The sequence below is a fragment of the Microcystis sp. Msp_OC_L_20101000_S702 genome (assembly GCF_007095705.1).
GTDB classification, from domain to species: domain Bacteria; phylum Cyanobacteriota; class Cyanobacteriia; order Cyanobacteriales; family Microcystaceae; genus Microcystis; species Microcystis ichthyoblabe_A.
In genome coordinates this window covers 1-12,822 of the sequence record NZ_SFBO01000048.1, presented here as the reverse complement: position 1 = coordinate 12,822, position 12,822 = coordinate 1, and the positions used below count along the sequence as shown (strand labels likewise).

Sequence of the window (12,822 nt, the reverse complement as noted above, 5' to 3'; positions counted from 1 at the left end):
ATTTTTAGATTAAACAAAGATTGCAGGGATTTTTTTAATACAAAAACCTGTCATCGTCGCCGTTGTTTTAATTTTTGTTGAGCAATGGATTCTATCTGTTCTGCTTTTTTTTGGTACTTTTTCTGTTCTAAGACTATCATTTTTTGCTTAAGTAAATCTAAAGAAATATTCGGATTCTCTACAAAGGTTTGTAATAAATAGATGAATTGATTAAGCCAATCTTGAATGGTCTCTGGTTTAAATAAATCTGCGTTATAGGTAGCCGTTAAAGTCAAAGTATCTCCTTTCTCAGTTAGATTCCAGGTTAAATCTCGTCGAGTTGCACCTGAAAAGTTTGAGATGACTTTAACATCAAGTTCGACGAATTGCAATCCTTGACCAAATTTGTCTAAATTAAATTGAACATTAATTAGCGGAGAACGACTAGGATCTCGTTTGAGGTTTAATTGTTTTAGGAGTTCAGGATAAGAATAATTTTGATGTTGATAAGCCTGCAATAATTCTCGTTTGAGATAAGTTAAATGTTCCGAAAAAGTGGTCATTGATTCTCGAAAACGCACAGGTAAGACATTGACACAATAACCAACTAAATTTGGACATCCCATCGCTGATTGTCCCGCTGCAGAAATGCCAATAATCCGCTCCTTATCCTGAGTTAAGTGCTTTAAAAGTAAATCAAAAGATGTGAGTAATATCATAAATAGGGTAACCCCTTTTTGATGTCCTAGCTGCTCTATTTGTGTTTTTAAATTTGCTTCAATTATCATCTCTTCTTGTTTTCCTAGATAAGTTTGAACAGAAGGACGAGTAAAATCAGTAGGTAACTCTAACGAAGGAATAAAATCCTTAAATTGTTGTAGCCAATAAGTTTGATTTGCTGAATTTTCTTTAGTGACTGAGTTAGTAATAGCGACGTATTGACTAAAGGCTTGTGCGGGAGGTAAAAGAGGCTGATTACCTTGTTTTTTGGCGTTGTAAAGTGTAGCTAATTCCTGCACAATGATGTCAATTGACCAACCATCAGAAATAATATGATGAATGGTGAAAACAAACCAATGATATTCTGGAGCAATTTTAAGAATATTTACCCTTAATGGGGGCTGATTACTCAGATTAAAAGGTTTTTGTATCGTTTCCTGTAACCATTGATTAATTTCTTCTTCTTTTTTCGCGCTAAAATCTAAATAGGGTACTTCTTTTTCATCAGGAGGAAGAATTTCTTGATAATTACCCTCAATATCTATAATAATGCGTAAGGCCTCATGACGAGCAATGATTGTTTGAATAGCTTGTTTTAAAGCAGTAATGTCTAAATTTCCTCTTAGTTCTAACCGTAATGAGTCATTATAAGCAATTGATCCTTGTTGATCTAATTGCGCTAAAGCCCAAAATTGTTTTTGGGCTAATGTCAAGGGAATCTTCTGAGGAGAACGAGCGATGATAACCGTTTGTTGGTCAGACAGGGGAATATTAGGGGTGTTAAAGGTGATGATATCATTAAATCCCGTTTTCTTCAGAACCTCATACCATTTTTCCCCTGAAATTAGGGGATAACACGGACGGAGTTCTTTATCGGTAAATTTCCACCATCCTTCCGTTAATCCAAAAATTAAGTCTAACCAACGTTGAGGAGATGTCCCTTCGATTAAAATTAGCATTCCCCCTTGCACTAAGCTTTCTTGAATGTGTCTTAAACTTTGAGTAATATTAGCCGTACTATGAAGCACATTAGCCGCAACAATAATATGATAAGTTTTTGTTCCTAATTTTTGACTTGATGGAGGCTGTTCAATATCAAATGTTCCGTATTTAACCCAAGGATAGTCTTTAAAGGTTTGTTGGGCGCGACCAATAAAGAGAGAAGAAAGATCTGTAAAATAATATTCAACAGCATTTTGAGGCAATTTAGGAAGAATATAAGCAGTGGTTCCGCCAGTCCCTGCACCTATCTCTAAAATGCGTATTTTTTCGCTTTCATGGTGGTATTTTAAGGCTAAATTAAGGATTTTTTGAGCTAATGTGTTGACAAAAACTGCTAAAGGAGAGTTTTGATACAGTTGAGTGGCGATGCTTAAATCTCCCTGGGGAAAAATTAACGATAAAGGATTCACTTTTCCTTGTAATATCTCTGCTAAAGCCGAAGCACAACGATTGAGTAAAGTCAATTCTGCTTTTAAACAAGGATATTCACGGGAAATTTGGCTCAAGAGGGTTTTCGATTCCATAATTTCTGGATTTTTTACTATATCACCTTCTAAATTCTTAAGATTTAAAATATTTTCTTCGGCGAGAATTTCAAGGAATCGTTGCCACAAAGGATAATAAAAAGGGATAATTCCCAATTGTTCAGCAGTCTCTTGAGTAATTTGACTATTTTGACAAAAATTAAATCCTAATTCTTCTAAAGTCTCGATAATATAGCAATAACTGAGCTTTTCTAAGTGTAAAAATCCCTGAGCATATTGCTGTAAATTTGTTTCTTGAGTTAGCTCAGTAACAAGAGGCAATAAACGCTGATGAATTGTACTCGGACTAAGGAGACCAACACCTAACCGAGCATCAGAAGCTTTTAAATCTGAATTTACTGAAGGTTGCTCAAAATTTTGCGAATTTGCGCCTCCAAAAAATCCACCTCGTTGTAAATCTTTGACACTTGATTTGATCACCCAGATTAAAAAATTAATATCTTCATCCGTATGAGCGGTAGAAAGAAAAGCATTTCGTCCTTCCCAAAGATACACTCCTTTATCTAATAAATGATAATAAAATAAATCTAAATTTTCTGACGATAAAAAGCGAAATAACGAACCAAAATGAACAACTTTTAAGGGAATTTGCTCGGTTTCAAAATAATGATTTAAGTCAGCTGCTAAGTGAGTCGTGTGCATATTTAATTGTTCTTGCAGACTTTCACCTGCTTCTTTAAGATATTGTAAGATAGCATGAGCAGCCGCCATCCCTAGATGATTTTTATTAAAAGTTCCAGCAAAAAACGTCTTTTCAGCAACAGGATAAGAATTATCACCATAGTTCCATGCTCCCCCATCAATAGCATCTAAATAACGAGATTTTCCCCCTACTACCCCAATCGGTAAACCGCCACCAACAATTTTGCCATAAGTCACTATATCTGCCTCAATTCCGAACCACTTTTGCGCTCCACCAAGATGAATCCGAAATCCGAGCAATACTTCATCAAAAATTAAAGGAATGTCGGCATTTTGAGTAAAAGTTCGTAATTTTTGCAAAAAAGCTTGAGGTTGTACATTTGGACGACGACTGGGAACAGGTTCAACTAAAACCGCCGCTAAGTCTTCCTGATAAGCGGCTAAAATCTCTAAACTTTCAGGATGATCAAAATCGAGTACTAGCAAGTCTTTTACGGCATTTTCAGCAATTCCCGCTATCATCGGTACACCGTGGAGGTTTTCTGGTGTAGCTACCCCTAAAACCCCATCAAAATGACCGTGATAAGAACCCGTAAATAAAGCGACTTTACACCGTCCTGTGACAGTTCGCGCCAGTCTTAACGCTGTCATTATCGCCTCAGTACCAGAATTACAAAATAAGACCCTTTCGACAGCGGTTAAATCTTGGATTAACTGGGCGACTTCAGCCGCTAAATTAGATTGGGGTCCGATTTGCAAGCCTTTCGCTAATTGTTTCTTAATAGCTTGTTCGATAATCGGCGGATTATGTCCTAATAATAACACACCAAAACCCATTGTAATATCTAAATACTTGTTACCATCAATATCCCAAAAATAAGCCCCTTCTGCTTTCTCACCGATAATCGGATACACTAATTCTTTGATTGAAGGACGAAATCCGGCACTAGCTCGACTATCGGCCAAAACACGACGGGATAAAGCTGCTTTCTCTTTAGATTTTGCTGTTTTACCATTATAACGCTTAATAAATGCCTTGATATACTGTTGTTGTTGAGGGGTAAAATTAGGAAGTTTGGTTAAAGTTTTTTTTTCCTCCTGTTTTTGAGATGATAGGTTATTATGAGGTGAGATTTTTGGCAAGTCTTGGGATTTAGTTGGTGTTTTACCTTGTAATAATACTAATTGTTGCGACATGATGGCTAATTGCTGATTGATAATTCTTGCTAAGGAACTATCTTCCTCCTGAGAATTAACGGCAATATCTTCCTCGGCTTTTTTATTGATTGGACTTTTCTCTGATTTGGGTGATTTTGAACTTTGCTCCTCTATGTCATTGCTCAATGACATAGAGGAGGGCGAAAAGGAGATTTGCTGAGCAATATGTTCGGCGAGTTCTTCAATGGTTGGCCAAACTTCAAACAATTGGTTAATCGTAATTTTTAAGCGATAACGAGTTTCGATTGTTCGCACAACATCCAAGAGAACCAAAGAATCTGCACCCATTTCTAAAAAGGGTTGATGAGTATCTAAATTATCAGGTTTAATTCTTAGTGATTGAGCAATTAGGCTCAATAAATCTTGAATTATTTGATCTTTTTGCTGGCTATTTTCTCTGGTATCCATCGATGATGACTCTCCCATATCTGTTGAATCAATTTTTTTCTCTGTTAGCCAATAGGGTTGACGTTGAAAAGGATAAGTGGGTAAAGATAAGCGACGACGAGCATAATCTTGATCCCATCCTCGCCAATTAATGTTTATCCCCTGAACATATAAATTAGCCACAGTGGCGGTTAAAACTGACCAATCTTCTTGTCCCTCTGCTAGAGAAGGTAGGCATTTTCCTTGTCCCAAACGGTGTATTAGCGATGATAAAATCGGTTTTGCACCAATTTCTAAGAACAGTTCATACTTTTGATTCAATAACGTCTCAATTCCTTTTTTAAAGCAGACAGTCTGACGAGTTTGCTGTTGCCAATACTGAGTATCAGGAATTTGAGAATTAGAGAAAAAATTGCCAGTTAAGTTGGAAATAAGGGGGAGTTGCGGCTTTTGAAAGGAGATTTCTGCCATACTACTTTCCCATTCCTTGAACATTGGTTCAATCAAAGGAGAATGAAACCCATGGGAAACAGTCAATAAATGACTTTGGATTCCTTCTGCATCTAAAATCTTGATAATATCTTGAATCACCCCCTCTCTTCCCGATACAACTGTGTTATCTTCTCCATTCACACTAGAAATACTTACCCAGGGAGAAGCGATTTTAATTAATATAGCTTTCACTAAATCTTCGTTAGCAAAAACAGCTAACATTTTGCCTTTTTCGGGTAATTTTTCGATTAATTTTGCCCTAGTTGCGATTAACTTCAATCCTTCTTCTAAACTAAAAACGCCAGCAATGCAAGCTGCTACATACTCCCCTAAACTATGTCCCATAAGAGCCGAAGGTTCAAATCCCCAAGACAACCAAAGTTGAGCTAAAGAGTATTCAAGAGAAAACAAAGCTGTCTGGGTATAAATAGGCTGATTGATTAAATCTTGATTTGAATTAGGAGAATATAACACCGAAAGTAAAGATGCTTCCAAATATGGTTCTAAAATCTCAGCACAACGTTGCATTGATCTCTTAAAAGTCGGCTGAGTGTCGTATAGTTGTTTACCCATTCTCTCATACTGACAACCCTGTCCTGTAAACAAAAAAACGACAGGTTTTGCTTTCCTTCCTGTGACTTTTCCTTGAACTAATGACTGATTTTCTTGTCGATTATCAAGATAATTCTGCAAGCTAGAGCTTAACTCGCTTGTATTTCGACAAAATATAGCTAAACGCTGCTGAAAATGAGTACGACCTGTATTAACAGTAAAACTTATGTCCTCTAACCTAAGATGAGGATGGGTTGATAAAAAATTAACGTAATTTTGGGCTAAAACTTGTAAAGCAGATTCCGTTTTCGCTGACAGACAGAACACTTGTTGAGAACGTTCTATATCATTGGGCAAATTCTCAATTTCTGGGGCTTCCTCAAGGATAATATGACAGTTTGTTCCTCCGAAACTAAACCCACTCACCCCAGCAATTCTTTTCTGTTGATTAAATTCCCATGTTTGGTTTTCTGTCGGTATAAAAAAGGGAGTATTGTCGATATCTAAATAAGGATTTATTTTTTTTAAGTGTAAATGGGGAAAAATTTGTCGCTTTTGCAAGGATAAAATTACCTTGATGAGGCCAGCAATACCTGCGGCATTCTCTAAATGACCAATATTGGTTTTAACCGAAGCAATGGCACATTTTTGCTCTAGTTTACGCCCTTTTCCCAATACTTCTTTTATCGCTCGAATCTCAGTAGGATCCCCCAAGGATGTCCCAGTTCCATGAGCTTCAACATAACTCACGCTATGGGACGAAATATTAGCATTTTCTAAAGCTCTTTTAATCACAGCTTGCTGTGCTAATCCATTGGGTGCAGTTAACCCATTACTCGCTCCATCATGATTGATTGCTGAGCCCCGAATAATCGCTAAAATGCGATCCCCAGCTGACATCGCATCCTCTAGACGTTTAATAACAATTAGTCCACATCCTTCACCACGCACATAACCATCAGCCTCAGCATCAAATGTTTGACAACGTCCAACAGAAGACATCATTCTCGCTTGAGAAAATGTGATAGTCATATCGGGTAAAATCATCAAACTAACGCCCCCCGCAAGGACGAGATCACATTCTCTCTGTTTTAAACTTTGACAAGCTAAATGGACAGCGACAAGAGAAGATGAACAAGCCGTTTCTACCGCTAAAGAAGGTCCATGAAAATCGAGAAAATAAGAAATACGATTAGCGGCTAAACTTAAGGTTAAACCTGTGCCGTGATAAGCATTAATGCGCTCTAAATCTTGACACAATAAACGCCCATAGTCAAAATTACCAATCCCGATCCAGACTCCCGTTTGACTTCCTTTAAGAGTAAAAGGATCAATTCCTGCATCCTCTAAAGACTCCCAAGCAACTTCCATCACTAAACGCTGTTGTGGATCGATTCGATTGGCTTCTAAGAGAGAAATATTGAAAAACTGAGGCTCAAACTCGTCTATTTTTTCTAAAAATCCCCCCCAACAACTATTCATCTTGCCGCGTGTTTTGGGGTCGGGATGATAATATTGTCTAGCCGGCCAACGATCTGAGGGAATTTCTCTAACTGCATCAACCCCATTGATTAATAACTGTTCAAAAGCTTCTGGATTGGGTGCTTGCGGAAAACGACATCCCATACCAATTATGGCGAAAGCGTCTTGAGGAAATGAGTGATTCATTGACCTTCCTCCGAGTTAATTCGGTTTTTTTGAGCTAATTTAGCCGCCAAAGCCGAAATATTAGAATATTCGTAGATTAAAGCTGGATTAAGTTTTGTTCCTAACCAATCACTCAGATCACCAATCATCCCTACTCCTTCGGCGGAAGATAACCCATAACTTTGAAAGGAACTCTCTACATCAATTTCTTCGGTATCTAAATCTAAACCTTCCGATAAATAAGAAATTAACCACGCTTCAATCTCTCCAACTGTATTGTTTGAAGACTTGGCAATATTTTCTTCATCGCTAGTGATTTTGGTCTGATTTTTAACAGGAAAAGTAGCTACCAGTTGAGTATATTTTTTCATCGCTTCATGACGACTCATGCCCCGATATTGATCCCATACTTTCCATTGGATATATTTACGAGGATGAAGAATTGGGTTAGGTTCTTCTTCTTGACAATCTCCTTCAATGGCTTGTTTTTCTAAAGCGTATATCTCTAATTGTTGTTTGTCTTCAGGAATTTGTACTTGAGCAAAGCGGACTTGATTTAGACAATTTTCAAATTGATACTCTTCTTTGCTTAAATCGTGTCCTGGACGAATTATATTTTGTCCATATTTATCTTCACCCGACACCAGAAAACAGTAATGTCGTTCGATATTGTGACCATTTTCGTCAATAAAATTTCCCTGCCAACGATAGGGATAAACTTGGGTACTAGGGCGTACATAACGTCCAATAATCGCTAAACGACGGCGGTTAGACTGATTAGGAAATGAACGGTGCATGACTTTTTCTGTAAAAATCAATGCCTGTCCTGCTTTAACAGGAACGGTTTCTAACGGCCAATCCCTTTCATTAAAGTCATAAGAAAGGGAATATTTTTGCTCCCTCTGCCATACTGTTTTATGGGCACTAATTCCAGCAAAAACTCCTTCTTCAGCCGGAATGCTAGAGGGTAACATGGGAAATATTTTTTGATGTGAACCATTGGCAAACTGCATACAGCCATTGTCTAATTCAGCATCATCTAAGGCAACCCAAACCGTTAGATTAATCGCAGGTTCATCGGGGTCATAAAGTAAGGTCTTCTTCTCGTAATCAATATCACTTGAAGTATAATATTCTTTAGCTTGATGCCATTTAATTTCTCCCTGCCCTGGCAATTTACAAAACACATTGGTGTACCATAACAATATATCATTTCCTGCGATTTGCCTCAAGAATTCAATCAAGGCTAAATCTGTAAATAAATTGGCAATGGGTTCGTGAAATAAATGCAAATCTCTAGGGGTTTCTAAATGATAAATATTATTATAAAAACTGATGATCTCCTGCCCGTCAGCTTCAACAATTAAACGGCTATAGGTTTCTAGGCAATTCTTGACAGCCGCAATTTTTGCGGGGCTAAATATATTTAAGGGGCCGACCCATCCTTTTTGCTGAAAATGGTTAATTTGCTCTGAAGTTAACATATTTCTTGTAGGGTTTTGTTCTGAGATAAGGTTAATGAGTTAAGGTTTTCTGGCTCACTGGTTAATAATTCTAGTTCCCCATTGAGAAACAAAGAGCGACACAGTTGACGCTGAATTTTGCCACTTGAGGTTTTGGGTAAACAGTTGTGTCTGATTAAAGCGATTTTATCCCCTCGGATGTCATGTTCAAGAGCGACTGCTTCTCGGATTTTCTTTTTAAGGGCGACTTCATCTATCTTACGGTCGTAACTTCGCTCAATTTCGGCAACAATGACAAGGCGTTCTTCTCCTTTGATTTCAACTGAAAAGGCAGCACAAGCTTCTTTCCGCAAGGCTAGATCGGTATTTTCTACAGTACTCTCTATGTCTTGTGGATAATGATTGCGTCCTTCAATAATAATTAAGTCTTTGAGTCTTCCTGTGACGAATAATTGTCCTTGATAGAGAAATCCTAAATCCCCAGTTCGGAGAAAAGGTCCTTCTTTAGTATCGCTACGATAAGCTTGAAAAGTTAATTCGCTGGCACTGGGATTATTCCAATACCCTTGGCTAACGGTTAGACCACGAACCCAAATTTCGCCAATTTCGTTGGCTTGAGAAGGCATTAACGTCTCAGGATTGATTATCTGGATTTCCGTATCAATTTCGCTCTGGCCACAACTGACCAGAATTTGGGTCTTTAACTCCTCATTCAAGAGCATATTTATTGGTTTTTCCTGAGAAATAGGGATTGCTTTTTTTAAAAATACCTCCTGATTTTGATAATTGTTCAAAAGGGGATTTTCGGCATTAAACAAAGATAAAGTGGACTGTTTAACAACTTTTACTTGATTTTTTTGGAAATCTTTTTTTTCTATGATCAGCAATAAAGGATCATCTTTATCCCTAACAGCGGCTACTTTTAAAGTCGCCTCGGCTAACCCATAACCAGGGGAGAAGGTTTGCGGTTTAAAACCGTAAGGGGCAAAGGTTTGACTAAATGAGGCAAGAGTTTCTGCTTTGACGGGTTGCGCTCCATTTAGGGTCATTCTCCAAGAAGTTAAGTCTAAATTCTCTCCGTCTTTGGGCTTAAATTTGCGGACACATAAATCATAAGCGAAATTCGGTGCAGCACTATGGGTGGCTTGATAACGAGAGATAATTTTTAACCAAGTAATCGGTTTAAGCAAAAAGGACAAAGGGGATAATAAATAACTGGGAAATCCTCGCCATAAAGGGGTCAAAATTCCATAAACTAACCCTAAATCGTGAAAAGTCGGCAACCATGACACTAGCTTACTATTTGGCTCCTGATGCCAACCTCGTGAAAGATCCTCACAGTTGCTGATTAAATTACCATGACTGACCATGACTCCTTTGGGATTTCCTGTTGAACCAGAAGTATATTGTAAAATCCCTAAGGTATCTGGGGTCAATTTTAAAGGTTTCCAGTCCTGGGAATTGAACTGAGTCAGTTGTCGGCAGTCTATTTCTGTTAAATCTCCTAAATAATTCTTGTTGTCTTGATTTGATTGAATTTTTGTCGAGCTTAACGACAATTTGGCTTGAGAACTTTTAACAATAGACTGTAATCGCTTTAAAGACTGGTTGGGACGGGGAGGATAAGCTGGAACAGCAATCATCCCGGCCGCAAAACAGCCAAATAAGGCCTCAATAAACTCTAAACCAGGAGGATACAGTAACAAAACTCGATCCCCAGTTGCGCCTAACTGCTGTAGCCCAGCGGCGATTGTTAAAGCCTTATCCGCTAAATCTTGATAAGTTAGACGTTCGATAATCGTCTCCTCATCTTTTAAAAAAAGATAAGCCGTTTGATTCGGGGTTTCCTTTGCTCTTTGAGCTAAAAGATCTAATAAAGTTGACACCGAACTTTCCTCAACTTAACTCCAATAATAGACTTTTTCTCTGTTTTCCGAAAAAGCAACAAATCCACCAACAGTAATCCGACGACGGTTCCCTTCCACCGTTGATACTCGATGTAAAATCCGACTGTCATCAAAAATTACCAAGCTACCCGGTTTGGGTTTTATGGGCATTTGCTGGTAATTTTCCATCACATCAGCAATTAATTTACCGTTGACCGTTCCATTGCGTTTTCTACCGCCCATTTCTGTGTCATTCCACTCGGTTTCATCCCATTCTAAATCATAGAGGATTAATTCTCCCCCAGAGATCGCACTGCTAAGAACCAAGAAATAGCCAAGATGAGCGGTTGTGTCAATTTGCGTTTTTAAATGCTTGTAACCAGGCGTACAAAAGAGAAATTGATTGCCAAAATGCCAACCCATAAATTGTCCTTTTTCCAGGACGCGAATGGTGGTAGGGGTGTACTCAGAACCATCTTGGGATTTTAAAACCATCACCTCTCGTCCCCCAGACATCACTGACAGGACTTCTTGGAGACGGGTCTCAAAATCACGTCCGTTGCGGAATAAATAGCGACAATATTCCCGAAATTGAGTCGCTTGTTGACAATATTCTTGGGTATCCGCCTCTGAAACGTATAAGGCTGGACCATAAATCAAAATATCACCGAAGGGTGAGCCTTCAAAAGGACCTTTTTGGGTCAATTGTTCCACCACATTATCTACCTCATCTTGAGATAGAAAATCTTCGATAATTAAACCGTCTATTTTGCGTTCATAAATGTCTTTAATGCCATCGGGATAGTGGCGAGGGAGATTTTCAAAATCTATCTCGACTAAGTTGTAAAGGGTTTTTCTAGCTGCAATCGTCATTATTGTCCTTCAAAAGTTGAAAGTAAAGTGTTGAAAAATTATCCGATGCGTCAACTAAGTAGGTCGGTGCAATTAATTTGTAGATACCTGTAGTGCGAGCGTCTCGCTCGCTACGGCAGCAGGCAAAATGCCCTCGCTATGGTAAGCAAGATGCTTGGACTACATCTTATATTTAATTAGACCAACCTACTTAGATATTTATTAATCTTTGCCAACTACAGAACCTAGATGACAAGTCGTGCTGCAATAGGAGTCCATCATCGACGCGAACATTGCGTTCGTTTCATACTGGGTTTTTAGACTTCTCATATAATCGACAACATCACCAATGCTCACGTCATACCCCTTTGCTTCAGCGGCTTTGACGAGTTGGGCCATAACCGCCATCCCTTTGGCTTCTCCTGTTAGGGATTTGTCAAAGTCCCCAATTATCGCAGCGACCGAAGAGGCAGAATCTTTAGCCGGACTGTCATCCTCATGGGTAATGCGTGAAATGAAATCATTGAAAGCTTTAATAGACATAGGTTTTCTCCTTTGCTAATTGTGATTGAGTGAACTACATTTTAACAGATTTGAGAGTTGGCTGCTTGAATGGGATGCGCCTTCTACCTCCAAAGATAGCAAGTCTTACCCTCCCTCAGCAGGCAGGAATCCTAGTTCCTAAGACCATTGGTGTTAGTAAGCTGCGGTTCGGCTGAGCGTTCGTGTTAGTGAGATTGTCGAACTACTGAGCGTTTTTGTTGCCGACACTAACTACACTAAGTAGTAGCCGATAGCTTGTTGGTTTGTCAAGCCAAATTCATAATTCTTGACTATTAGCAATTCTCATTCTAAAAAGTAACAAGTGATACAGACAGAAATAAAGTTTTAAGTATGAAGACAAAATGGGATCAATACTTGGAAAAGCATTAAGTATAAATACTTTGTTAAACCTGTTCGGCTCTTCTAGGTTCTGTGTGATAAGTTTAACCTATATAGGATCGATCAATCTTTGTGTCCTTTGTGTCTTTGTGGTTCGTTACACCCCCTCGCCAGGAGGACTGTATCTTAGAATACATTTTACCCACCAAACCCAAGAGAGCCCCTGTTCGATTATGCTACTTTTACGCGATGTGCCACTAAAAAGGACAGAATCAGGGTTCCAGAGGATACTTTCATCTCTGCTGATTTCTGAAAGCCTTGTAAATCAAGACTAAAAATATAGTTGCGGGGTTACTTTTCCTGTTATAATCAACTGAACAAAGATAATTTGTCAGGGTGAGAACATCTCAAATGCTATTGACAATTGGCCAATTTGGCTCTTCTGGTTTTCGTGTGTTAATTTTTGTTATGAATTAAAGCAAGCAAACAGCTTAAGTCGAAGATGTTCAAAATTGGTAAATCCATAACTCATTCTTTTAATAAGCTTTATTTTGG

The 12,822-nt window shown here is 38.4% G+C and carries 5 protein-coding genes; all 5 read right to left on the bottom strand.

The features are described 5' to 3' along the window. Window positions 1–50 precede the first annotated feature (50 nt). Window positions 51–7,205, bottom strand: coding sequence for a type I polyketide synthase (locus EWV60_RS05250; protein WP_287231416.1), 7,155 nt, complete (start codon window positions 7,203–7,205; stop codon window positions 51–53). Next, window positions 7,202–8,668, bottom strand: a complete 1,467-nt coding sequence (locus EWV60_RS05245) for an acyl-CoA-binding protein (RefSeq protein WP_287231414.1) — start codon at window positions 8,666–8,668, stop codon at window positions 7,202–7,204. The genes EWV60_RS05250 and EWV60_RS05245 overlap by 4 nt, the downstream gene beginning before the upstream one ends. Next, window positions 8,662–10,533, bottom strand: a complete 1,872-nt coding sequence (locus tag EWV60_RS05240; RefSeq protein WP_004162173.1) for a fatty acyl-AMP ligase — start codon at window positions 10,531–10,533, stop codon at window positions 8,662–8,664. Before EWV60_RS05240 ends, EWV60_RS05245 begins: the two co-directional genes overlap by 7 nt. Before the next feature lie 15 nt (window positions 10,534–10,548). Continuing rightward, window positions 10,549–11,406: a 2OG-Fe(II) oxygenase gene (locus tag EWV60_RS05235; RefSeq protein WP_004162172.1), complete on the bottom strand. Its 858-nt coding sequence runs from the start codon at window positions 11,404–11,406 to the stop codon at window positions 10,549–10,551. A gap of 201 nt (window positions 11,407–11,607) precedes the next feature. Next, a complete protein-coding gene (locus EWV60_RS05230) occupies window positions 11,608–11,928 on the bottom strand; it encodes a hypothetical protein (protein ID WP_287231411.1) in 321 nt (106 codons plus the stop codon). Between the last annotated feature and the right edge of the window lie 894 nt (window positions 11,929–12,822).

Coding starts and splice junctions, on each gene's coding strand:
- EWV60_RS05250 (WP_287231416.1), bottom strand. CDS start 7,205: ATGAATCACTCATTTCCTCAAGACGCTTTCGCCATAATTGGTATGGGA.
- EWV60_RS05245 (WP_287231414.1), bottom strand. CDS start 8,668: ATGTTAACTTCAGAGCAAATTAACCATTTTCAGCAAAAAGGATGGGTC.
- EWV60_RS05235 (WP_004162172.1), bottom strand. CDS start 11,406: ATGACGATTGCAGCTAGAAAAACCCTTTACAACTTAGTCGAGATAGAT.
- EWV60_RS05230 (WP_287231411.1), bottom strand. CDS start 11,928: ATGTCTATTAAAGCTTTCAATGATTTCATTTCACGCATTACCCATGAG.